The sequence below is a fragment of the Trichocoleus desertorum ATA4-8-CV12 genome, assembly GCA_019358975.1.
In the GTDB taxonomy this organism is placed as follows: domain Bacteria; phylum Cyanobacteriota; class Cyanobacteriia; order FACHB-46; family FACHB-46; genus Trichocoleus; species Trichocoleus desertorum_A.
In genome coordinates this window covers 33,942-56,457 of record JAHHIL010000033.1, presented here as the reverse complement: position 1 = coordinate 56,457, position 22,516 = coordinate 33,942, and the positions used below count along the sequence as shown (strand labels likewise).

Sequence of the window (22,516 nt, the reverse complement as noted above, 5' to 3'; positions counted from 1 at the left end):
GAGCTAGCAGATGGTAAGTGGGTAGAAGAATATTGGAACCGAACAGAACGCTATCTGAAAAAGGTATGGGACAAGCTTGGTGACGGTGCCAAAATACTAGAGCGCTTCAGTGAGCTAGCAGATGGTAAGTGGGTAGAAGAATATTGGAACCGAACAGAACGCTACTGGAAAGGCGTGTGGGCTGATGCTACCGGCACTGCCGATAAAATGCTAGAGCGCTTCAGCGAGCTAGCAGATGGTAAGTGGGTAGAAGAATATTGGAACCGAACAGAACGCTACTGGAAAGGCGTGTGGGCTGATGCTACCGGCACTGCCGATAAAATGCTAGAGCGCTTCAGCGAGCTAGCAGATGGTAAGTGGGTAGAAGAATATTGGAACCGAACAGAACGCTACTGGAAAGGCGTGTGGGCTGATGCTACCGGCACTGCCGATAAAATGCTAGAGAGATACATTGCTCAGTTTGACGGAACAACGATTGTCGAAATTTGGAACAGTGTTGGGGAATACGGAAAATCAGTCTTTGATAAGGCAGGAAAGTTAATCTCAAAAATTGGGATTGGTGTACCAGGACTGCCTGGTTGGTGGCCATTTTAGTGATCCTTGAATTGCTTGATTCAAGACAGCCTCATTGCATAACTAGTAACTACCTTCAAACAATTATTTATGTCAAAGCCAAATCCATCTTTTCAACCAGATAGTGTAAGAGCGATTTCTTCAAAACAATTATTAAATCAAGAAAAAATAACAGACAGAAAACCATCTGCTTCAGAAACAGTACAGATAACCCAACAAGAATCTGCCAACTCAAGCATTAAACCTTCAATTCCAGAATTTTTACCTTCTGGTTCACAACCACCACTCAACTTTGAGTTGGCAGAATACGCAGTACTAACAGCAGAATTTCTGAAGGGACTTCATAGACGTGGCAAACTTTTGCCTTTACTGCGTGAAGCTACTATCGAACGATCTCTGTTGGAATATGCTAATACCTTTGAGATAGAAATAACACCGCATGAACTTCAAAATGCTGCAGATACATTTCGCCAACAGAACGACTTAACTTCCACTATTGAGATGGATGCTTGGCTAGCTCGTGAGCATATAAGCATAGCCGATTTTGAAGATTCCTTACACCGCAATTTACTTATGAGTAAACTTCGCGACTATGTTACTCGGGGCCAAATTACAGTACGCTTCGATGCAGATTCTAGTCGCTACGATCGCGCCTACATACATCAGATTATCGTTCCAAGAGAAGACTTAGCTCAGACATTATATAATCAGCTTAGCCAACAAAATAGTGATTTTGTTCAAGTAGCACGTAATTACTCAATTGAGAAAACGGTGGAGAACCAAGATGATGGGACTAGATTGATTTTTCGTTGTCACTTACCGCTAGATTCAGTTGAAAGTATCTTTTCTGCAAAGACAAATGATGTTGTTGGACCAATTCCTATTTCGTCAAATTTTCACCTTTTTCAAGTTGAGAGAGTTGAACCAGCAGAGCTAGATAACTTTACTGTTGAAAGTATTCGAACAGAACTGTTTGATAGTTGGCTTAACGAGCAATTTCATGATGTTCGTATAGACGTCCAACTCCTAAAGCTTATTCCATAAATTTGGGTGATTCTCTAGAATTTCAATTTGCGTGACGTTAACTAGTAAATAATTCATAAGGGCAAGCGGTCTAAATCTCCTAAAAGATGTGGGGTTATAAAGTGTCAGTTGGCTTGACTGACCACGAGATGCGTAACGAGATTCATATGATTAAGATAGGTCTAGGTTTTAGGCTGTTCAACCAATTCTGCACGGGGTGCGTGTCACCTTCTTGAGAGAAAAACTAGGCTAGGAGAGAAGCCTACTCTCCAACTGTCTTATGACTCCAGAAGATCAAGCACAACTACAACAGAGTATTGATACCATTGCCCAGATTTTGTATCGCAATACCCCTGCCGAGCAGCTGCAAACATTGGAAGGGATTGAGCAAACGATTCGCCAACAGACCCAGGAACGGGTGTTGCCTCAACTGGGTGTTTTTTTATTGCAACAGCGACTGCAACCACAGAAGGATACCAGCGAACGCTAAAGAGCTTTTTAGGAACATTGTGCATCACCAGCCAACAGGCTGAACGCTTACAGGTCAAGTCAGGCAGTCATCTCAGCCCCATGTTGGAGAGATGTTGTTTGCGAGTCAGTGCGAATGTGTCGTACCAGCGTACAGCCGCAGACATCGAACTGTTGACTGGGATGCGGGTGAGTGCGAAAACCCAACAACGACTTGTGCAGCGTCAGTCGTTTGAACGCTCCCCGTCACAAGCAGAAGTGGAGGAAGTCAGCATTGACGGTGGGACAGTGCGATTAATCGTGGAGCCAGGGAAAGAACCCCGCTGGAAGCAGTACAAAGCTATACATCTGTCCCCAGAGAAGCTTCATGGAGCATGGTTAGATGACAATGGAGCCTTATTGGAGTGGCTCAATGAGCAACCGCTCTCTGCGGTTGTGACGTGTTTAGGAGATGGACATGATGGGATTTGGAATTTGTTTGAGCAGGTCAGAGGGGAGGTCGAGCGTCGTGAAATTCTCGATTGGTATCACTTGATGGAGAACCTGGAAAAAGTTGGCGGGTCACTCAAGCGTTTGGCGCAGGCTCGTTCCTTGCTTTGGCAGGGAAAAGTGAATGAGACCCTAGCATTGTTTGAGGAGTGTCAAAAGCACCAAGCTCACTGTTTCCGTCAGTATCTACGAAAACATCATCATCGCATTGTCAACTATGATCATTTGCAAGCGGAGGGCATTTGCTCAATTGGTTCTGGGGCCGTTGAATCAACGGTCAAACAAATTGATCGGCGACTCAAAATTTCAGGGGCACGATGGAAGCCAGAACATGTGCCAAAGGTTTTAGCTCATCGTTGTGCTTATCTCAATAACCAGTTGTAATCTATTTTTCTCTCAAGAAGGTGACACGCACCCTTCTGCACGCTTGAGGAAATCCTAAACAGTCTCACCCACCAATAACTAACCATATAGAATCCATTTGACATCTTTACGAGTTCTTAGAAAGCAAGCGGCTGCAATTGCCCTACATCATTCTTCGGCAGGCGATCATCAAACCACTAGATACAGAAAAGTCAGGTTATAACCCCGATATGGTTGTTCTAGACCAGCCCGCATTGGCTGAAGAATGCCTCTGGAAGAAGCGTTCCACCATTACCCAAGGTGAATCAGTAGACATTGTGAAATGACAATTATGATTGGCTGCTCACAATTAAAAATCTTGCCCTTTCCTATCAGCGATCGCGCCAAGAAAATCATGATGACAATTAGCCTGCATTCCTGGCTCTGAAGAGGTTGTGGCTTGACGGATAATTGACGCGACCTAAATGACAATTATTGAAGGGGCAAGATTTTTAATTGACGCGACCAGCCAATCTAATCGATGCCTTATAAGACATCCTGCATAAATCATGAGGGGTGTGCCAATTCGTAGTTGAGTAGCCCAGCAATTAGGTTTAAGCGTAGGCCAAACCGCTTTCTGCGGTTGCGATAGCGTCCTGAAAAAATGCGAAAGATTTTGAGGCAACGAATCACATGCTCCACTCTCACCCGCAGTCGAGCTAAGGCCCGATTATGTTGCTTTTCCTCTTTAGCTAGAGGTTGCTGACATCGTTTCTCAGCGGGAGTACAAGCCCCACAATGACGTTTGGCAAAGCCTTGATACCCTCGGTCGGCTAAACACACTTGAGACGAGACGAACGGCAAGCGCCTGCGCTTGAGCAGCTTAAAGTCATGGGTTCTGCCCGTGTCTAGCGCCGTACAAATAATTTGTTCGCTTTCAAACTCCACCACCAACTGTGCTTTTAGCGTGTGGCAGCGCTGCTTGCCACTGTAGTAGCGTCTTTGTTTTTTTCTAGGGCGGCAAAGTCAACTAGAGCAATAACTACAAATTCCGATAAGGTATGAACTGAGTGCAACGAGCCGAGACGTATGGCGCGAAACAGTCCCCAACCAATACCAACGAAAGCGAAAGGGCTCAAGTGTGCCCGTCGCAAGTGCCCCAGCTGTGGTAGCTCCATGTGGCATGCCTATGACAACTATCGTCAAGTCCGCACCCTTCAAGGCGTAGTGCAACTGCAACTACAAATCCGTCGCTGTCCTCACCCAAAGTGTGAGCGTTACCATCAGCCCTATCGCCCCGAAGCTAAAGGCAAATGGGCGCTGCCCCAACAAGAATTTGGCTTGGATGTGATGGCCTTGATTGGAGCCTGGCGCTACCAAAACCATCGAAGCGTGCCTCAAATCCACCAACAGTTGCAACAACGAGATATCTGCATTAGTGAACGCAGCGTCAGTAACCTGTTAAAGCGCTATGACGAATTGCTCGCCCTCAAGTTAAGCAAATGTGAGGCTTTGAAAGCTCGGCTCACTCATCAGCAGCGAGTGATTCTGGCCATTGATGGATTGCAACCGGATATGGGGCATGAAGTGTTGTGGGTAATTCGCGATTGCCTGAGTGGAGAGATTCTGCTGGCACAGACATTGCTGTCAGCGACCACTGATGACCTGGCCAGCTTATTCAAGCAGGTGAAAGCAAGTCTGAGTGTTCCCGTTGTCGGGGTGGTCAGTGATGGGCAGCAATCGATTCGTAAAGCGGTAGCGATGGCTTTACCTGAGGTTGCTCATGGGCTGTGCCATTTCCAGTATCTGCGCGAAGCGGCGAGGGAGATTTATGCTGCAGATCGCCATGCCAAGAAGGAACTCAAGAAACGGGTGCGGGGCGTACGAGCCATTGAACGCTCTCTAACAAAGGGTGATGATGCCATAACAGAGGTGATAGAGGGATACTGCCAAGCGGTGCGCTCTGCTTTAACCGATGATGGTCGTCCACCGTTGGATGCAGCGGGATTACGATTGCACCAAAGACTTCAGGCAATTGAGCAAAGTCTCGAACAACTCGAACAAAAGGGGGCTTCCTCAAGCTCTCGTCAAATTGAAAATGAAATTGAGTTGCCGGGTACTCAAGTACGTCGTCGCTTGAGCGGATTGCTGGGTGCAATCTCAGGCAGGATCGCTCAAGCCGGAGTGCTGACCCAGGCGCTAGAGCAGTTTCTCAAGGTGACGCGCAGTTATTGGCCGGGATTGTTTCATTGCTATGACGTTGAGGGCTTACCCAGAACGAACAACGACTTGGTACATCTCTTTGGTCAGTGGCGACATCACCAACGTCGCTGTACGGGACGTAAAGTCGCTCCTGCCACCGCCGTCACCCGGGGTTCAGTACAGCTGGTTGCTGCTGTGGCGACTCAGCGCCGTTCCTATTCGGCGGCTGAATTAGCGACAGTTAATCCTGCGGATTGCAGCAGTTGCGAGCTCAGCTAAAACAGCATCAGCACAAGCGCGTTCAGCAACGTCGATTCCGGCAAGATCCGGCTCGTTACCTCGCGGTTCTAGAGCAGAAATTTCTCCAGCTAGTTTTGCCGCCCTAGTTTTTTTGGGGCGTCAGCAGGTCTTCCACTTTTCTCACAGTCCGCCCGACTGTAGTTTCGTGCAACCCCCAACTCACACCGATGTGAAACTGACTGCGATACTCTCTCCAGTAGGCCAAGGCGACTAAGACCTGGTCTTCGACCCTCAGCTTTGCTTGTCCCCCTCGGTGGCCTTGCCGATTTAGGTGAGGGCGTACCAGCTCAACCATCTCCTGGAAAGCGCCACGACTCACACCGCACCAACGCTTGAATTCAGAATTTGCTAGATGCTCTGACTCCTGGTATCGCATAGCTACTTCTGGAAGTCATTCCTATCTAGAATTTAGCCTGCTTTTCCTGGCTGCAATTGTCAACTGTCACACGCTTTCCTGTTTATGCAAGATGTCTCATCTACAAAAGACCACAGTTCGCCCATCCGCAAGACTAAGCGTCTCTTGTCTTTAGGTTCCACCTGCGCTTGCTGTGGCACCCCCTGGTAATAACAATTGACGTAGCTTTGCAACCAGCTCTCACAAACCTGCACCGCACGAGCAATCCCAGCTAGAGGAACTCGCTCCAGTAATAACCGCTCAATCATCGCTCTGCTATCAGGATCAATGGGCTTCCACTGCGGGTTCTCGACAAACTGACGACCACAATCCCGGCATTCGTAGTTTTGTTTGCCTCGACGAGTGGTGCCGTTTTTCATTACATCATAGGAGCTGCAAGTGGGGCAAATCAAATCGGGTTTCATCGCTAAGAATTTGGGGTAAAACTCGACTACTAGCTATTTTTCTCTATCCTTTACTAAATGGCACTACCTGCATTAGTACTGAGTTTGATTACATCAGTAAATCTATATAACGAAACCTAGCAACAGTAGGGTTTGCGAATAGAATTAGTGAAAACACTGAAATAAGAGTTCGTAACACCTATTGAAATGGATACATTCCACCTTTAATTTGAGGTTTATATCCAAGTTCTAACCATGCTGTTAGAACAATATGCTTCTCAATGTTAAAACTCGTACCCAAGATGGAGAATGGAGGAGTTTAATATGGGCATTGTATATAATCGCTCATCCCGAGATGTATTTGTTGTTGGAACAGATACGGGATCTGCAATTGCTCATGTACTTGGTCCAGGTAGAAGATCTCCCGACAATGTTGATATTGATGGTGTAAGAGGTCGATATAACCAGATCAGTGGATGGGATTCCTGGTGGAAAATACCTGATCCAAACCTACCTGACATTCTTGATGATGGTGGAAACCTTAAAATAGTTTGCTCGGCCTGCTTTAGAGTAGGTGATAATCAATTTGGGAATATTACCTATAATTACGACTCCGGTTGGGGTTTATCCATTGCGAACTGTTTGTTTACAGATATTCTCGTTGATACAATGGGGTTGGCTGATGATGGTTCTGAGATGAATGCCCTTCGTAGCTTGAGAGAATATCTTCTTACATCTAACTATGGCAATTCAATTGTTAGAGAGTATGAGAATGCTTCCGCTCTATATATCAACAGCCTTTCTCAGGATTCTGAAAAGTCTACTATAGTAGCTGAGATAGCTTCACCAATTGCCATGGAAATAGTTGAACAAGCAAACAAAAAGGACTATCAAAAAGCGATTGACGCTTGGAGAAAATTGCGTTCAAGTTTAGAAGTCAAACTGCAAATGCTAGAATATTAACTGTTACCAATTTCAGTAGTCCAAAATTTTTCCTGCTGAATCAGACATAATATTAAAGCGATTGTGTCATATTTTTGTATTTTTTGGTGTCTAATTTTTCACCAAGAAACGCTATCAAAAAATATTGGGCTAGACCCGATTCACTGCTTTCTCCCTCATCCTAAAGACTGTCTCTGCTCGTTTTGTAATTAGTCGAGAGTGCCTTAAATGCCTTGAGTACTCTCTCGGCTTATTCCCACTTGGAGATTAAATTATGGAACAACATGGCTCAGAGAAGGAGAGTAACCAGGCTAGAACTGATGCCTTCTCTCCCAACTCCCCTACTCGGACCAAGTTCGTGAATGGGCTCAGGACTTTTGCCCTTCATGCGGATGAAAAATCAGATGAGATAGGAAATTCAGGACCCTTTTTTACTCTGGCAGCTCCGTCTGTTCCTCTCGCTGCTCTATCTCCTGAGTCTGCTGCTCAGCACTATCTGCGACAATCACTGTCAAGTAATGCCATTTCCCAATTTAAGGCGGAAGAGGTAAATGGTGTCTCACCAGAGTTCAAAAGTCTAGGAGTAGAAGTCGTTTCCTTAACCGATACTCAGATAGTCAAATTTCGCCAATACTATCGCAAAATTCCAGTCTACGGCACGCTTGTCACTATTGAATTGGGCAAGGACAATAATCTCGTTGCCATCAACTCGTCACTAGGAAGCCCCGTTAACGTTGATCACATTGCGCGAATCTCGCCAATGCAAGTCATAAATATCATTCGCCAGATTGCAGGATATGGAGCACAACCCCTAGATGTTGTCCCTCGTCTTATTTACTATTACGACTCCGCTGCCTCTCGATGGCGGCTCTCGTACCTCACAGAGGATGTCCTTAAGCGGATGGTAGATGATACAAAGTCGGTTCATGGGCTTCCTCAGTTAGCCGATTACATAATTGATGCTCATACAGGTGAGGTTGTTGCAGAACTTCCACGTACGCAAACTGCTGAGGAGGTGGTTGAGGAAGTTGGGATTATCGATGTTCTTGGCAGGCCTCGGACAATTGCTTGTGTGAGTGATGGAACTAAGAAGCAGTTGGTTGATCGGAACTACAACGTTCACACCCATGACTTCAAGTACCTTGATATTGAGCTGCAAAACCAAGTTCTACCTGGGGATTATGTACTCAACCCACCAGAGCCATGGGATCAAGGTGCAGTAAGTGCCCATGCTAATGCTACCGAAGTTGCCCGCTTCCTTCGAGAAGTGCTTCGACGGAACGGTCTCGATAATCAGGGTGAACCGTTTGTCTCTAGTGTTAACTGTCGATACTGGCGACACAGCACAGACGCAACCAACAAAGAGTGGCGAAATGCTGCCTGGATCGGTAGTCAAATGGTATATGGGCAGCGAAGGGTCGGAACTGATCTACGGTCTTATGCTGCCGCTATGGATGTAGTTGCCCACGAGATTTGCCATGGGCTCACTGATCGTACGAGTCGGCTCCAGTACCAGGGACAGTCCGGTGCCTTAAACGAATCTTACTCAGATATCTTCGGGATCATTATCTCTAACTTTCACGAACCGAATCTTAGCGCATGGAACTGGGAGATGGGGGAAGATCTGGATGAGACTGGTATTCCGATGCGGGACTTAAGTAGTCCGCCCCGATACAATCAACCAGAGCATATGGATAACTACGTTCAGACAATGAACGACCACGGCGGAGTACACACGAATAGCGGAATTCATAACAAGGTAGCTTATAATCTTCTCACTGCTAAGGCAGATAGTGGAGAGTTCTTGTTCGACCCAAAGTCTGTTATTCAGATTTTCTATCTTGCTCTTACTCAACATCTATCTCGGACATCTGGATTCAGTGATAGTAGGCGGGGTGTCAAACTATCTGCCTATAGCCTTTTTCGAGGAGATCCATCTCGGGATGAGAAGCTTGTGGCTGTTGATAAAGCTTTTAATGCCGTTGGCATTGAGTAGTAGAAAAGATGGTATCAGGAGTGCGGTGTGTTTAGATTGTCACTATAAAAACTAGTAGGGCATTTGGCATGAGGATAGCCATTTTTTGCAAACTTTGTCAGGCTAGAAGCGTCCTCTAGGCCAAATCGCCATGACTCGTCGCCAGAAACACCCCTTGCGGGATCTGAGCCCTAAAGAACAACAGGAGCTAGAACGAATTGCTCGTGCGACCAGTGAATCAACCAGCCGTGTAGCTCGTGCAAAAGCTCTACCTGCCGTTTCTCAAGGACACAGTTATACCGCTGCTGCTCATGCCTGTGGACGACGTTCAGGAGATGCGGTAGCTCAATTGGTGGAGCGATTTAACAATGAGGGATTAGCGGGGTTAACGCCTCGTCGTAGGGGTGGAGCCAAGTTCCTGTATGAGGCTCCACAACGCCAGCCAATTCTTGAGGTGGCACAGCAACAACCAGATCTTGCTGTGGACGGCGCTTGCCAATGGCCTTTGGCAGCATTGCAAGGCTGAGTACTTACACAATTTGGCAAGTGTTACATCAGAGTGGACAGCGTTGGCAGCAAAGCCGGAATTGGTGCAAGACGGGAACAGCTCTGCGTCGTTTTAAAAGTGGTCTGGTCCTCGTAACAGACCCAAATACAGAAGCTAAAAAAACTTGATTGAACAAGCCTATCGTACCGCAGAAGTAATGGGTGTGAAATGACAATTATGATTGGCTGCTCATAATTAAAAATCCTGCCTTTTCCTATCAGCGATCGCTTACTTCTGGGTCATCAGAGGGAGGGGTGCTCCTCCTTGCCTGTGTTAAACAATGCAACTCGCTAAAGTATTGAACTCTTTTGGCTCCAGCGATCGCTCGCCTTTTTCTAGCAGGGAACCTTACGAATCGCTAAATCTGCTGCTTTCCTACTCTTGCCATTCCATAAAAGATGGCACTGCATCAGAAGCACAGTCTAGTGGCTTAGCAACCCAAAAGAGTTCCTTGGCCTCTCGTCGAGGATGATTCAACTGTGCTGTGCAGCATCTGATTTAGGCTTATTCAATCCGTAGAAGTTCATGCCACGAATCCCAAATGCTTCAGGACCGGCGGCGGCACTAGTTTGAAAACCTCCGTTAGCAGGGCTGGATCATCTTTCGCTGCTGCCACCATTTCCTGTACGTCGCTTAAACAATCAGGCTTAAACCAAGCAGCTAGAGAATTGGAAGAGGAAAACAATAACGCTGTTCCTTTATTATTACGGTCACTGTTTACCGTATCAGAAGGATACACTTCAGCAACTCTAGCCGCATCTCGAGCGAGCCATGCCGCAAAAACAGCCTCTCGACCATCTTCGTGCCCCACAACTTGATACACTCGTGTCTGTTTGCCTCTCTGCCCAGGCTGTCCTATCATCTCCAGCCGTAGCCCTAACTTCTTTAACATCTGCCGGGTAATGGTGACGGGGGAGGCATTGGGATTAATTTTGATGCCAAATAGCGCTTTCGTCTGCCATTCGTTGACCGTCAGCCTCTCTTTCAGCTGAATCAAGTCTGTATCGGAGTTACGCAGTTCACGGTCCGGACGCAACAACTCCAGAATGCCTAGGCGCTCCATTCCAACAATCTGCTGAATCAGTAAGGACCCTTTCAAGTCAGGCAGCCAGACTGTGCCATTGCCACTCGCGATCGCGTTTTGCAAAATACGACTGTCTCGCTCCTCCAAGTACTGGCGACCAAGGGATAAGTAGTAGTGCAGGCGAAGTTGAGGCAGCCAACCATTGTCATCCTTCTCGGCTAAGTCACCCGTCACCTCAATGCCATAACGTTGATGGAGCTGATGCTTGCGAAGTTGAAATCGTTCCGTATCAGTCTTCGCTCGTTGCTGCTCTAGAACGGCAGCTTCTGCATCGGTAATTGCCTCTGCCTGCTCTATACCTAAACATTCTTCCCGGTGCCCTGCGGTGGCCTCTTGCTTCATGGCATCCCTTTCCTGTTTCAGTTGGTCTGACTCAGCTTCTGGCTCGGGGATCATGCATAGGAGGATATGTCCTTCCTCCTGAAGCCCGTGCAAGACAGTGCCTCGGTACTTCAGCATGCCCGCATTGATACGACAGGCCATCCGCGCCCAGGTGCGTTCATAGACTGGATCAACAGGGGTGGCAATATCATCAAAATCAGCATTCATCAGCAGCTTTAAGGCAATCCGGACTGCTTTTTGTTGGCTCTTGAATAAGCTGTTAGGATGAATCGCCCCATTGCCGATGCGAGAAGAGCCACAACGAGCGATCCATACATGGCGATCGACGGGCTCCCTTAGACGTGCTAGGGTTTGGCGCACTGAATCGGTGGCTCCCACTCCCTGGAAGCAGCCCCAGACGCTATCAAAATGCCCAACTAGGTCAATGGAGACTCCGGTTTCAATTGATGGTGAAGCGATTACAATGTCATATTCTCGCAGCACTTCATTGAGTTTAGAGATGCAGCCATAAGCTGGATGCTGAGGATTGCTGATGGTCTCACTATCAATTCTGAGGATGCGTTTGTCGGGAAATAGACGGCGCAGGTTGCGTTCAACATTGCGAGTGCCCCAGGTAGACTGAGGCTTCTGAGCACTGAGTTGGATCAAGACGGCTTTGCAGGTGGTTTGCAAATGCGCTTTCAAGCGGCTGTACCAGAGGGCTGGGGTCGTCTGGTCGTAGTGGTAAATGTTAGCGCCTTGCTCCGGCTTCCAATCGTTGCGCACAATCCAAGGAGTTAGCTCTGGCTGTCCCGTTACCCCCTTAACCAGGTCAATGGAGAGGTCTGTGAGGTCAGCATCCGATAGGATCACCCGCCCTTTGCCATTGGGATGAAGTGCATTGATCAACAGTTGCTTCAATTCCCGCAGCACCGCCACCCGATGGCGCTTAACCTCAGTCGCGGCGTTGAGCGTGTGCCAAATGACTTGCTCTGCTTCGTCCATAATGACGAGCGGGTCTTTCCAGTGCTCCGCTTGAAATTTTGCTTGCGACTGCGGATGCAAGGAATCCACGCAGACACCGTACCCCAATAGGTCTCCGGTCTGGGAGTCACGGATTTCTGTGACGTAGTTGATACCGAAGCGATCGCAGAGGGCTTGACCGAGTTGAATGCGATGGGTGAGGATCAAGACCCGTTGCCCCCGCTCAATCGCCGCTTGAACTAGAGCGATCATCGCTTCTGTCTTCCCCGTCCCTTTGGGCGCTTTGAGGCAAATGAGCCGGGCGGAGTCTGGAATGAAGAGCTCCCCGAGATAGCGCTGGTTCACAACCACTTGAGCTTGATAGGTCAAAGAGCGGTAAGTGTGAACCAGCCACTGCTCCAAGCTCAACGCTTGCTCATAAGCTCGGTTCCAAGCCGCTCGTCCCTGGTTCACAACCAAGTCGTCCACGCCTTTGCCTTGCTCTTGGTCCCATTGCGCGATCGCCACTGTGCCACCTGTCTTCGCTAGCAGGCCAGCCAACCCCGACAGTGCCCTCGTGACCTTTTGCCGAGTCTGCTCTTTCACGTCTTGGTCAAAGCCGAGGATGTGTCGCCTGCCGCTTTGGCAGAAGCGCTGCACATCAGGAATCAGATAAGGTAAGACGGCATTACCCAAGGCATCCTTACTGCGATGCCCGCCATAAACGCCAAACAGGGCGATCGCCACATAGCCATCACTGAGCAAGCACAACGCTTTCTTACCGCCTTCAGTCCAAATAATCGGAATTTCTGGATGCTCCTCCAACCAGCGCCAAAAGCTTTCGCCTTCAGGAGGGCAGTCACAACCATAACGGGCAGCAATTTTTTGGCGAGTGGCCTGGTCGATGGCTGGCAGATAAGCGCGGCTCCCACCCTGGTAAACGCTTTCGTATTTGCGGAACTGTCTCTTTGTGGCGTCCCAGTTGGGGCAAGCTAACTTCGCTTGCCAACAGCTCCCGTCCTCATTGAGGAAGAGGGCTCCATACTGACTGCTATTAGCTTGGTGGCGGAAGCGGCGGAATTGCCAGTTGAGAGCGTCATGCAGGGGTGTTTCTACCTCTCCTCCTGGCAGTTGCTTCAGGTCTAGCTCGACGGCGATCGCTGCTTCAAACAGTTCGGGATCAATCCCTGATCCCTGACAAAATTCTTGTTCAATCTTGTCTCTGAATGCCTCTAGCGATCGCGGCACCTGACAGGAGGTAGTCGGCAGCGATCGAGCCTTGCGCCCAAAACCTAGAACCCGAGAGCGGTTCATTGTCCACCCCCTTGGCTTTGGCAGGGGGCTGCGAACCAAGTGAGAACAACGACCCACCCACAGGCGGCAGAGCAAAGGTTAGCCTCTAGCTCTAGATCGGTGATGCTGATGGGTTCCTGCCGCTTGAGGCAAGCTCCGTCAGGATGTGAAAGGGTTGCTGGATTTGCTGTTTCTGGCTCAGGCTGAATTGCAACTTGGTGGACAACGTAGCATGCAATCCACTGAGCTTGAGGAGAGTGGGATTGCGTTGGGGTTGATTTGGGATTGGATGGAGACTGAGGCTCTCGCAGATCCTCAGAAGCTCCAAATAGTAAAAGTTGTGGCACTTGGAAGTTCCTTTGATTTGTGGGGGGTCAAAGGAACCAGAGTCACCGAGATTAACAATCGAATCGAAGCCCCACTCTCTGTTTAAGAGGTGGCTTCGTCAAATCTTCAAAGATCGCTGAAAGTTGCGTCATATAAGCAATCCAGTGATATCCTGATGCAATCCCATAGAAGATGGGTTAGGATTGAAGACGAGGGCATCCAAGCCCTTCCGATTGAACGTCGGGTTTTGCTGGCGAGCAAAAAATTAAGACCCTGGTTCCGCTTATCGAACTCCCTCTGTCGATACCCGACGTTGGGAGTTCAAACTTTTAAACAATCTAAACTGCTTCTTCCTGTGACTGACGGTGAGCGAGATACGCTCGCATGAATTCAATCACCTGAGTTTGGTGGATCACATAGAACGCTCCTCCTTTCTCTCTGCGGATAAATAAAAACTTTTGATTATCTACGTTAGCGTACAACTGTTCTTGGTGATCGTCTAATCGAGTTTGCCCCCAAACAATTAAAACTTTTGCCATCGGTCTACGACTCCCTTTGGCAGTGCCGCCAAAGAAATTGCGCCTGTTTTTTCTCAGCCAAAACTCTTGCTCTGCCAGATCATCGAGAGGGTCAGGCTTCCATCGGCTCATGCCCTTCTGACCCCGCTTATGATACAGAGCTTCTTTGTTCTGGTTATAAACAACCGTTGACTCACCGTGAGAGCGAATGGCGAAAAGTAGGAATTCCTTGCCTGGGAATCTAACAATCAAGTCAATCGGTTGAGCTTTGGGAGTTTTGTGGAGGGGTAACATCTCTACGCCCAACTCCTCAAAATTCTCCAAAATCAACTTCATGAGTTTGATCAGACGGGCCACTTTTTCCAGTCTGACCATCGGTTTCCATGCTAAAAGCAGTCCGAGTAAACCTATTGAGAAGGTAGTCAAACCAGTCAGAATGGAGCTGAACCCGATTGAAGTAATGACGGCGGATAGCTCGTCCTTCTCTAACTCAAGTTTTTGAAGGGCTTCCCGGTTGTCGAAAGGTGCAACGTACTCGGCTACTTCCTGCTCCTGAATCCTTTCTTGGAGCGTTTCCAGCTCTTTGAGGACGGCCCAGTTATCAATCGTTTCAGGGTAGTCCTTGCTTGGCGTTTGCAGGATAGGTGTCGTTGACATTAACTCTGACTCCTTTCAGTTGAGCAAACCTGATTGGCTGTCAAGTTTAAGCATTTGAAGGCCGGAGACTGAATGGGGTCATCTCCTCGCACCAATTCATACCGCTCCTCAGTCTGAGCACAGATGTCGATATATTCCTCAAAGCTCACTCTTGGTCTAACAACTGCTTGTGTCATAGCGATCGCTCCTGCACTCCTGCAAACATGCTTATGCCCTTGCTGCCAGAACTTGAGTTGTGGTGAGGTTTAGATCAGGAAAGACGGATGAAGCGACTATCTCGCTCTCCACAAACTCCCTGCCCTCATAAATCCCCTCATCGAGATTAAAAACTGTGACCTTTCCCTGAATGGGGTCTACCACCCAATACTCAAGGATATTGAGTACCGCATACTCAGCACGTTTTGCTTTGTAGTCTTGGCTTTGAGTACTCTCACTCACAACCTCAGTGACTAGGATCGGAGGTGGTTCATACAACTCAATCACTGCTTCGCGGTCGAGCATAGCCTCCCACTGCTCTACTGCAAGAACTACTACATCAGGAATTCTGGCAGTGTCCCATCGCCCAGCACGGGGAGAACGTACCCCGATTGAAAACAGCTTGGAAGTCCAAGGCTTGCTTTGGCGTGAAATTTCAGCTTTGAAGTTGTCATTGAGAAAGTCTGCGATCGCGCCGTGCTTCCCTTTGCCGATGCTCATTGGGATTAATTCCCCGTCTACCAATTCATAACGGGTGTCAGTCCCATCGTTGTAGGTGAGCCACTCAGTAAAGGTAAATCGTTGCTTAACTACTGCTTGTGTCATAGCAATCTCCTATACCCCTACAGGTTTGGCTATATCATTCATTCCCAGGTTCCAGGAAACGTGATAACTGTTTCCAAGTTCGTCTACAAGTAGTTTGTAACGATTAACAAACTCAATCCAGCCAGCTTCGGAATTTAGTCCTAATTCTGGATCAAACGACCTCCATTTGTACTCAATCCAGCTATTTGGATTGTTTGGTTCTATCTCCTGCTTCCAGTTTCGATCGAAATCGTTAAGATCACCTGGATGCCAAAAGTTCTCACGTTTCCAACTGACTGCTTTTTTGACTCCAGCTCCGGCTGTAAAGTCTGCGCTCTTTTTAGCATTAGCGCAGGACATCGCTACCTGCTGATTATCAGCAACTCGCACGATACCACCAGCTTGTGTCGGATTTTCTAAAAACCAACCAATTTCTCTATATAGGCAAGGAGACAGAGATAGCGCATAAATCTCTACTAATGGATTTTCTGGATCAAGAATTAGTGTTTCTTCGCCCATACTGACCTCTGATTCAGCCATTGTTGCAGGAATTCGATAAGCGTTGCCGCCTGGATACTTGATCAAGGTTGCCGCTTTACCAAATTTTTTTGCCCACTCTGCTAGTGTTTCAGGTTCGAGTGAAGCAAGTTTAAAGGCTTCAGTTTGAGACGGTACGGACAGCAAAAAACATTCTGGGCTAAATCCAATCCCCCACTGGTTATCACCGAAAATTTTCGCAACGAGATGTTCAAGTTCCATTCGTCTGCCCTTCTTTCTTGTTGCTGTTGCCACGACGGACGCGATCGCGTAGTTCCATCAAAACTTCTGTTGGAACGCCCAAATCGTGAGCTAACGTTACCAACTGTCCATTAGTAGGCAACTCACCACACGCCAGTTGAGTCAGAAACCCTTTTAAGTCAGCGGGCGGGAGTAATGGTGCTTTCTCTTCAGCAGGTGGAACCCTACCATTCTCTATTGCCTCGCGCACTGCCGTTTCAACGATCCAATTTGCAAGACTCGTGGGGCGATTACCTTCTGACTCAGCCCATCGCTCTAAAGCCTCCAAAATTCCTGGAGGGAGAGACAAGAATATTCGCTTCCCTCGGTCCTTGCTCACATCGCTGATTCATAACTACTCCTCTAGTGTAGGGGCGAACGATAGAAAGATCACCAAATGGCTAGAATCTAGCAATTATTATATCCGATTTATAGCCATTTTATATCCAATATGCTAACTTGAATCGTAAGCGAACAAAAAGTTAGTCGTAGCGAGTGTCCCGAGCACCTTACGACCGCTTACGACTTTTCACTATGGAGAATATGAACAGTGGCTAAGTTCTTTGACCTAAGTAGCTCTGAATCGGCCCAAGCCTTCGAAAGACTTGACTCTGCGACCTTGCAAAATCGTTCCTACGAGTATTCGCACGACCCTGCTACGAACGAGAACTCGGACGGGTGCGAACAAGGCTTTGAGGAGGCTGAACTGCCTAAACCTCGGTTTAGCAATAGTGAGGAGTTGCTGAAGATTGGGCATTGGAAACCGACGGAGCCTCAGTTTTGCAAGGCGATCGCGGAACATTACCAGCAAGGGAAGCGGACGATTCAGAAATGGTTTGTGGATCTCAGAGAAATTGCGCCTTGGTTGGCTGAATCCGAGTTGCGTCTGAGCGACGATCGCTATACACCTCTGGCTGTTGACCTTTTGGGCGATCGCTACTTTGCGGGCTCGAAAAAGAAGTGGGCGCAAGTGCTGACGGAACGCTTTGGCGATCGCGCCGCTACCTCGCATGCCCCTGGTCCGGAAGCCCCAGCAATTCGCCCAGAAGTTTTACCCCGAGAGGGTCAGCCAACGTCTGTAGATCGCACTGCGGCCTCATCCCTCGTTCCCACAGGTGTGAACTATTTGACTGCGCTGGAGGAAGAAGAGGCGGAATTGCAAGCTCTGGAAGTGCAGGAAATCGAGCTTTTGAATCGAATGCAGCAAAGCTACACTCGCCTAAACCAGAATCAAGCCCAGTGGGACAGAACCGCAGACCTGAGACGACAACGCTTACTGCGGCAAACCCGCTTAGAAGCGGCTGCCCTAGCGACAGAGCTAGAAGCTGAATTTGAGAACACCTTGCGAGAAACCCAGTATCGGATTCAGCGCGGCAATGTTCCAGCGCCGGGAAAGCCGCAAGCGCAAAACTCCCCCTCGCAATCAGCTTAATTGTCCTGACATTGGTTTCAATCCTGGCACTTTGGGCGATCGCTCCAGTGCTCTCATCTTTGCAAATACCGCAAGTTCCACCCCACACTGGCTCAACCCAATGGAACGCTTCACCCCTACCGAAACCCTAGCTTTCCAAAATTTAGCGCTCAACACTGCTGTAGAGGAGGTGGAACGTGCTGCCGTGAGTTGTGAAATTGCTGGCTTTGCGACCTCAATCGCGACCCAGGAAACCCAACTTGCCTTCATTCGCTACCAGCAAGCCAGAATTGCCCTTGCCTCCAGAATCCTGCGCTCTCAAACTCCATGCCCCTCTGCCAGCGAGCTGACGACGCTCCCAGCAGCAATTCAAACTCCATGAATCACCATGATCAACACAACTTCTCACCCCACGATCGCCTTAGAAATCACGCTTCCAGAGCCACTCTTTGACCAACTGCAACGAGTGCTAGACACTCATCCGACTGAGAGCTTCGACAGCTTGACTCACAAAGCCTTAACGACCTATTTGCAACACCTCAAGCAACTGGAAAGCAACTGAACCACCCTGGCGATCGCCCAATTCACCCAAATGGGTGACTATCTCTTTAAAGCCCTGCTACTGGAGCCTTTCAACCATGCAAGAGTATCTACAGCAACTCATTCCCCATCCCCAGATGGGCTACTTATTCCCCCATCGATCTGCGGTTGCCGCCTTTCGAGTTCCCAATGAATACCAATTGAATAAGCATCGTCCCAAGCTGGCCGAGAATCAGCACTGGTTCAAGATCAGGGGCAATGATCACATCGATCGCGTTTTCTACTCCTTAGCTGGCCTGCTGTTGCTCGCTGATTTAATCGCAACGCCGCAAGCTCAAGCGTTTAAGCAAGCTCTAATACAGCACTGCCAAGGTGGAGCAATGGTCAAAGCGTCTCCCAACTTCCTGTACCAGCCTCCCAGCATTTCAACCGCGCTGTACGCAGAGCCCATTGATCAAACCACGTTTAAGTCTGACCCAGCTCTAGATGAATCCCTAACCCCAGCTGATGCGGCTTATGCGATCGCTCAGTACTTTCAGCCTCAAACTTCTTGGGGAGTTGAGCCTGCGATCGCACCCTCTAGCACGACTGCTGCCGAGATACATCAGAACTCGCAAGAGACAGCTGCTCTGATTTTTCAAGCGCAACGGGTTGCGAGTGAGCAAATCTTCCAAGCCCAGCGGTTAGTAACAGAGCAACAAAAAACGCCAGATGTTCAGGTCACGGTTCACTTTTGGCGCAAATGGAATGCTTGGGTGGACCAACAAGACATTTTTGCCTTCTCGTTGGTGGCAGCAGGAATGATTGGGCTGGCAGGTTTCGGAAGTTGGTTGCTCGTGAGCAGCGCGATTCGTCATGCGCCCGCTCCTGCCTCTCACTACAGCCCTCAAAGCTACTGGAGGTAAGCAGTGGGAATGACGACCTTCATCGCCACATTGTCGAACTTCCACCTCCGCGATCGCTCACTCCCTAAAACTCATTGCCGACATCTTAAAGAGGAGATTTCCAATGGCAGACTCTTCCCGCAAATCTCGTTCCCGTTCCGCTAAGAATGGCGCTAGTTCTAATCCGGTGGATGCGATCCTTTCGCCCCTCACGGGTGGCAGTCACGGAGCCGTGGCTAATTTCAACCTGGGGGAAGTAGATCACGGTTTGAACTTTCCTGAATTCAACCCCAACGACCACTTTGCCTCAGACTTGTTCAGCGACTCCTCCCCCTTGCCACGTACCTCCAAAGCTGAGGCAGATGTTGCTTGTGCTTCGATTGAGGAAAAGCGGCAAACCCTGAGAGTGGCTCAAGCCAATATTGCTTTAAACCAGGATGCCGCTGGCACAGGGGTTGCCTTCCAGAAGTTTGTGGGCACCGTGATTGATTACGGCACCACCAAAGTCAATAACCACAGCAAGTTCATCAACTATCAAACTGCTCGAACGAACCTCGATATGGCGCAAACCAAATGGAACCAAGCTCAAGAGCGCTTGATCCAAGAGCAAGCGGTTTTAGATGGCATAGTGGAGATGACGCCTCTAATCCGGGAGGAATGGGAACAGAAAAAAGCGCTCAAAGCCAGTCGAATCGCTGACCTAAAGCAATCAGTGTTTGAAGCGAATGCCAAGCTTGATGCCGATATTCGTCAACTGACCAATGCCACGGTTTAAGGGAGGAGGCAGCAATGGAACGAGCCGAACTCCTACAACAACTGAAACAGCCGAAGCTGATTGCCGATATTGCGGCGGGTGCGATCGCTGTGTTGGGGCTGTTCGGCTGCTTCAGTGAGTCTTCCTTCACCCGGAATCTCTCTATTGCCGCGTTGATGGCGGGTATGGGTACCGTGGGAGCCAATAGTGCGATCGCCCAGCTCTACGCAGAGTGCGCCCTGAATGCGATGGACAAAGAGCTCAGCCGCCAGGACAATGCGCTAGAACTGTCAGAAGCCCAGGTGAGTGAACTCACCCACAAGCTGGAGGAGTGGAAAACCTTCTGGGGACACCAGCAGAGACATGGAGAAGCCCTAAAGCTGCAACTCATGCAAGCTCAGACTGCTTTACTTGAGCTGCGCTCTGAAAATGGAGAGCTCAACAGCCACATCGCGCTCTTGGAATCCAACCTTGAAGCTTGGCAGCAACGCATTCAAAGCCTAAGTGCTCAGCAGGAGCGCGATCGCCAGCAAGCTCAGGCATCAGTAGACGCTTTAGCAGTTGGGGTTAAAACGACGATGACAGCAGCCGTGGTCGAGTACCGCGATCGCCTGCTGGGTTCCATTGAAGCAACTGTGGGCCAACGAAGCGACTTGGTGCCGCAGCTAAAACGCTTGGCCACTGAAGTAAAGCACGTGGCTACGGACCACCTCAACCACATTACAAACCTCCCCCCCTCTAGTGACCTCAAGTCATTTGTCGATGAAGCGCTGAAGCTTCTACAGCAGGAATTTGAGGAGCTTTCTGCCCTTAAAGTGAAGTATCGCAACGTGCTCAACACGGGGGACAAGCTGCACTACCAGTCCCAACTGGCCGAGAAATCGGTTGAACTCGATGAATTGAAGCAAGGATTAGAGCGATTCCAGCGAGATTTCATTCCTAGAAGTCAGCATGAAGCGATTCTCAGTGAGTTTCAAGTCAAAAAGGATGAAGTGCTCAATTCTCTGGCTCAACAGGTTGAAGCCCTGGAAGTTGAGTTGAACGGTGACACGGATGCCTACATGCAAAAGCTGCTTCAGCAGATTGACTGGGCTACCCGTGAAATTGCCAACCTCCAAGAACAGGTGGAGCAACTACGAAAGCCGCAGACTTTCAGCCCTGCCACCCGTGATGACCTGCGGATGGGGAATCAAATTATTGAATACTTCTGGCTGCATGGCATTCTCCTCGACCGTGCCGGGAGTGACTATCGTAAACATGAAACGATTCTTTACTTCCACAGCGATCGCAACCCGCGACTGATTTTGTCAGGGGAGTTAAACGAACACGCTGAGAAGTTACCGCAGATTTTGCGCTGCTTAAACGTACCAAAGTTTGCCTACGATTCAGAATCGGGTTTAATGAGCGTGAAGCTGGCTCTGTCTCGGAAGCCACCGCTCGGCGTTGAAGATGTGTCTCGGCTCTGGAGACCCAAGTCGCAGTTTGAAAAACTAGCGGCTCAATGGATTCGAGTGCGAGTTACCGGTGGGAGCGAGGCAGGGAAGAGCCCTACTGCCGAAAATCTCGCGGTATGCCTGCTCAAAGCCCACCCAGGTCAGGTCAAGCTGTCCAATCCTCAGTACCACAGCCGCAAAAACTACTGGTCTATTCCTGTCACTTGGACATCGCATAAAGAATCAGTGGCAGGGATGAAAGAATTAGCCGATCGCGTTGAGAGACGTTCCACCGGAGCGGAAGGGTTTGAAGAATTTGTGCTGTATATGTTTGATGAAATTGATAGTACTTTTGTGAAACACAAATCAGCTTCTCAATATGTTCTGTCTGCGGTCAAGCAAGCCTCCCACCAAAATCTCGGAATGATTTTTATTGGGCAGAATGCGAATGCGTCCGAGTATCCAGGCATGGATCGAAGCGATTTTGAAAACTGCGTGAATGTGCATATTGGCAGCAACGCAAAACACGCGATCGTCAACTCCAATATGTCGTCTGATTTGAAATCAGAGTTACAGAATCAATATGACAAGTTAATGGAATTTTGTGAGGCTAAAAATGCAGAGCTGAGTCTGGATAAAACTGACCCCCAAGCCTACCGTTTTGCCTTGGTAATCGAGCCGCAGAAGAAACCCTATTTCATTGAGCTCCCTCACTTTGGATGTTATGGATTTGACCAGATAACATCCGTGAAACTAGTGGATGAAGTTCCAGCATCCAGCTTGCATCCCAGTGCATCCACCCGCATCCATGAACCTACAAACCCTGATTCTGTCATTGCATCCGAGATGGCATCCGCGTCCTATGTAGGGGTTGGGTGCCCCAAGTGCAAAGAGGGTATTCTGTCCCGCACTAAAAAGAATAGAGGTTCGCTGCTATACGTCTGCGACTCTTGTGGAAAATCTACTTCTGAAGGGATTATTGCTGCCCAATTAATTACTCAACTCGGCTCTTGATCAATCACAACAAAACTACTGTGAATCGTCGTCAAACCTATTGTTATTGATAAAACGATCGCCTGGATGATTAGAATGATTGCCGCACTATCAAACTCCAA

22 protein-coding genes and 2 pseudogenes are annotated in these 22,516 nt (G+C 48.7%); 14 read left to right on the top strand and 10 right to left on the bottom strand.

What is annotated here, in order from left to right; genetic code table 11:
• The 4 genes from KME12_19465 to KME12_19450 all read left to right on the top strand — a co-directional run.
• Nucleotides 1–594, top strand: a 594-nt coding sequence (locus KME12_19465; protein MBW4489965.1) for a hypothetical protein, incomplete at its 5' end; no start/stop codon positions are given.
• Nucleotides 595–663: 69 nt separating this feature from the next.
• A complete protein-coding gene (locus KME12_19460; GenBank protein MBW4489964.1) occupies nucleotides 664–1,617 on the top strand; it encodes a peptidylprolyl isomerase in 954 nt (317 codons plus the stop codon).
• Between the two features lie 259 nt (nucleotides 1,618–1,876).
• Nucleotides 1,877–2,937 (top strand): ISKra4 family transposase gene (locus tag KME12_19455; protein MBW4489963.1). Its coding sequence is split into 2 segments (ribosomal slippage): nucleotides 1,877–2,033 and nucleotides 2,033–2,937, totalling 1,062 coding nucleotides; the frame shifts between segments, so codons are not numbered across the junction.
• A gap of 137 nt (nucleotides 2,938–3,074) precedes the next feature.
• On the top strand, nucleotides 3,075–3,242 hold the full coding sequence (locus tag KME12_19450; protein ID MBW4489962.1) for a hypothetical protein: 168 nt from the start codon (nucleotides 3,075–3,077) through the stop codon (nucleotides 3,240–3,242).
• A gap of 220 nt (nucleotides 3,243–3,462) precedes the next feature.
• On the opposite strand, the pseudogene KME12_19445 reads toward KME12_19450, so the two are convergent.
• Nucleotides 3,463–3,915: pseudogene (locus tag KME12_19445) on the bottom strand (transposase).
• Between the two features lie 156 nt (nucleotides 3,916–4,071).
• Between KME12_19445 and KME12_19440 the strand changes: the two are divergent.
• A protein-coding gene (locus tag KME12_19440) for an ISNCY family transposase (protein MBW4489961.1) occupies nucleotides 4,072–5,483 on the top strand; the annotation gives its coding sequence in 2 pieces (ribosomal slippage) (nucleotides 4,072–5,340 and nucleotides 5,343–5,483; 1,410 coding nt in all).
• Here the strand turns inward: KME12_19440 and KME12_19435 are convergent.
• A complete protein-coding gene (locus KME12_19435; protein ID MBW4489960.1) occupies nucleotides 5,480–5,692 on the bottom strand; it encodes a transposase family protein in 213 nt (70 codons plus the stop codon). The two genes, KME12_19440 and KME12_19435, sit on opposite strands and share 4 nt — an antisense overlap.
• A gap of 398 nt (nucleotides 5,693–6,090) precedes the next feature.
• Nucleotides 6,091–6,216: pseudogene (locus tag KME12_19430) on the bottom strand (IS1 family transposase).
• A 303-nt stretch (nucleotides 6,217–6,519) separates the two neighbouring features.
• Here KME12_19430 and KME12_19425 point away from each other — a divergent pair.
• From KME12_19425 to KME12_19415, 3 genes are all read left to right on the top strand, one after another.
• Nucleotides 6,520–7,158 carry a hypothetical protein gene (locus tag KME12_19425; protein MBW4489959.1) on the top strand — a complete coding sequence of 213 codons (639 nt, stop codon included), beginning with the start codon at nucleotides 6,520–6,522 and terminating at the stop codon, nucleotides 7,156–7,158.
• A gap of 253 nt (nucleotides 7,159–7,411) precedes the next feature.
• Nucleotides 7,412–9,133 carry a M4 family metallopeptidase gene (locus KME12_19420; protein ID MBW4489958.1) on the top strand — a complete coding sequence of 574 codons (1,722 nt, stop codon included), beginning with the start codon at nucleotides 7,412–7,414 and terminating at the stop codon, nucleotides 9,131–9,133.
• A 130-nt stretch (nucleotides 9,134–9,263) separates the two neighbouring features.
• Complete coding sequence (locus KME12_19415) at nucleotides 9,264–9,638, top strand: helix-turn-helix domain-containing protein (GenBank protein MBW4489957.1); 375 nt, start codon at nucleotides 9,264–9,266, stop codon at nucleotides 9,636–9,638.
• A 544-nt stretch (nucleotides 9,639–10,182) separates the two neighbouring features.
• Here the strand turns inward: KME12_19415 and KME12_19410 are convergent.
• The 7 genes from KME12_19410 to KME12_19380 all read right to left on the bottom strand — a co-directional run bounded on the left by KME12_19410 (nucleotide 10,183) and on the right by KME12_19380 (nucleotide 16,689).
• On the bottom strand, nucleotides 10,183–13,341 hold the full coding sequence (locus tag KME12_19410) for a DUF3854 domain-containing protein (GenBank protein MBW4489956.1): 3,159 nt from the start codon (nucleotides 13,339–13,341) through the stop codon (nucleotides 10,183–10,185).
• The gene (locus KME12_19405) at nucleotides 13,338–13,667 is read right to left on the bottom strand and encodes a hypothetical protein (protein MBW4489955.1); all 330 of its coding nucleotides are present in this window, start codon (nucleotides 13,665–13,667) and stop codon (nucleotides 13,338–13,340) included. Before KME12_19405 ends, KME12_19410 begins: the two co-directional genes overlap by 4 nt.
• A gap of 318 nt (nucleotides 13,668–13,985) precedes the next feature.
• Nucleotides 13,986–14,822 (bottom strand): hypothetical protein, encoded by an 837-nt coding sequence (locus KME12_19400; protein MBW4489954.1) that lies wholly within the window; start codon nucleotides 14,820–14,822, stop codon nucleotides 13,986–13,988.
• Entirely contained in the window at nucleotides 14,822–14,998 is a 177-nt protein-coding gene (locus KME12_19395; GenBank protein MBW4489953.1) for a hypothetical protein, read from the bottom strand. Before KME12_19395 ends, KME12_19400 begins: the two co-directional genes overlap by 1 nt.
• Before the next feature lie 31 nt (nucleotides 14,999–15,029).
• A complete protein-coding gene (locus KME12_19390) occupies nucleotides 15,030–15,623 on the bottom strand; it encodes a Uma2 family endonuclease (protein MBW4489952.1) in 594 nt (197 codons plus the stop codon).
• 9 nt (nucleotides 15,624–15,632) lie between these two features.
• A complete protein-coding gene (locus KME12_19385) occupies nucleotides 15,633–16,361 on the bottom strand; it encodes a hypothetical protein (protein ID MBW4489951.1) in 729 nt (242 codons plus the stop codon).
• The gene (locus KME12_19380; GenBank protein ID MBW4489950.1) at nucleotides 16,351–16,689 is read right to left on the bottom strand and encodes a hypothetical protein; all 339 of its coding nucleotides are present in this window, start codon (nucleotides 16,687–16,689) and stop codon (nucleotides 16,351–16,353) included. The genes KME12_19385 and KME12_19380 overlap by 11 nt, the downstream gene beginning before the upstream one ends.
• Before the next feature lie 240 nt (nucleotides 16,690–16,929).
• Here KME12_19380 and KME12_19375 point away from each other — a divergent pair, with 240 nt between their 5' ends.
• The 6 genes from KME12_19375 (at nucleotide 16,930) to KME12_19350 (ending at nucleotide 22,415) form a co-directional block, all read left to right on the top strand.
• Nucleotides 16,930–17,811 (top strand): hypothetical protein, encoded by an 882-nt coding sequence (locus KME12_19375; GenBank protein MBW4489949.1) that lies wholly within the window; start codon nucleotides 16,930–16,932, stop codon nucleotides 17,809–17,811.
• A complete protein-coding gene (locus tag KME12_19370) occupies nucleotides 17,756–18,172 on the top strand; it encodes a hypothetical protein (GenBank protein MBW4489948.1) in 417 nt (138 codons plus the stop codon). Before KME12_19375 ends, KME12_19370 begins: the two co-directional genes overlap by 56 nt.
• Nucleotides 18,173–18,178: 6 nt before the next feature.
• Complete coding sequence (locus KME12_19365; GenBank protein MBW4489947.1) at nucleotides 18,179–18,352, top strand: hypothetical protein; 174 nt, start codon at nucleotides 18,179–18,181, stop codon at nucleotides 18,350–18,352.
• A gap of 76 nt (nucleotides 18,353–18,428) precedes the next feature.
• On the top strand, nucleotides 18,429–19,235 hold the full coding sequence (locus tag KME12_19360) for a hypothetical protein (GenBank protein MBW4489946.1): 807 nt from the start codon (nucleotides 18,429–18,431) through the stop codon (nucleotides 19,233–19,235).
• 103 nt (nucleotides 19,236–19,338) lie between these two features.
• Nucleotides 19,339–19,989 carry a hypothetical protein gene (locus KME12_19355; GenBank protein ID MBW4489945.1) on the top strand — a complete coding sequence of 217 codons (651 nt, stop codon included), beginning with the start codon at nucleotides 19,339–19,341 and terminating at the stop codon, nucleotides 19,987–19,989.
• 14 nt (nucleotides 19,990–20,003) lie between these two features.
• Complete coding sequence (locus tag KME12_19350; GenBank protein MBW4489944.1) at nucleotides 20,004–22,415, top strand: hypothetical protein; 2,412 nt, start codon at nucleotides 20,004–20,006, stop codon at nucleotides 22,413–22,415.
• Nucleotides 22,416–22,516: the final 101 nt, after the last annotated feature.

Excerpts from the sequence above, each read along its gene's own strand:
- KME12_19460 (MBW4489964.1), top strand. The coding sequence starts at position 664 with ATGTCAAAGCCAAATCCATCTTTTCAACCAGATAGTGTAAGAGCGATT.
- KME12_19435 (MBW4489960.1), bottom strand. The coding sequence starts at position 5,692 with ATGGTTGAGCTGGTACGCCCTCACCTAAATCGGCAAGGCCACCGAGGG.
- KME12_19425 (MBW4489959.1), top strand. The coding sequence starts at position 6,520 with ATGGGCATTGTATATAATCGCTCATCCCGAGATGTATTTGTTGTTGGA.
- KME12_19420 (MBW4489958.1), top strand. The coding sequence starts at position 7,412 with ATGGAACAACATGGCTCAGAGAAGGAGAGTAACCAGGCTAGAACTGAT.
- KME12_19415 (MBW4489957.1), top strand. The coding sequence starts at position 9,264 with ATGACTCGTCGCCAGAAACACCCCTTGCGGGATCTGAGCCCTAAAGAA.
- KME12_19410 (MBW4489956.1), bottom strand. The coding sequence starts at position 13,341 with ATGAACCGCTCTCGGGTTCTAGGTTTTGGGCGCAAGGCTCGATCGCTG.
- KME12_19400 (MBW4489954.1), bottom strand. The coding sequence starts at position 14,822 with ATGTCAACGACACCTATCCTGCAAACGCCAAGCAAGGACTACCCTGAA.
- KME12_19395 (MBW4489953.1), bottom strand. The coding sequence starts at position 14,998 with ATGACACAAGCAGTTGTTAGACCAAGAGTGAGCTTTGAGGAATATATC.
- KME12_19390 (MBW4489952.1), bottom strand. The coding sequence starts at position 15,623 with ATGACACAAGCAGTAGTTAAGCAACGATTTACCTTTACTGAGTGGCTC.
- KME12_19385 (MBW4489951.1), bottom strand. The coding sequence starts at position 16,361 with ATGGAACTTGAACATCTCGTTGCGAAAATTTTCGGTGATAACCAGTGG.
- KME12_19370 (MBW4489948.1), top strand. The coding sequence starts at position 17,756 with ATGTTCCAGCGCCGGGAAAGCCGCAAGCGCAAAACTCCCCCTCGCAAT.
- KME12_19365 (MBW4489947.1), top strand. The coding sequence starts at position 18,179 with ATGATCAACACAACTTCTCACCCCACGATCGCCTTAGAAATCACGCTT.
- KME12_19360 (MBW4489946.1), top strand. The coding sequence starts at position 18,429 with ATGCAAGAGTATCTACAGCAACTCATTCCCCATCCCCAGATGGGCTAC.
- KME12_19355 (MBW4489945.1), top strand. The coding sequence starts at position 19,339 with ATGGCAGACTCTTCCCGCAAATCTCGTTCCCGTTCCGCTAAGAATGGC.
- KME12_19350 (MBW4489944.1), top strand. The coding sequence starts at position 20,004 with ATGGAACGAGCCGAACTCCTACAACAACTGAAACAGCCGAAGCTGATT.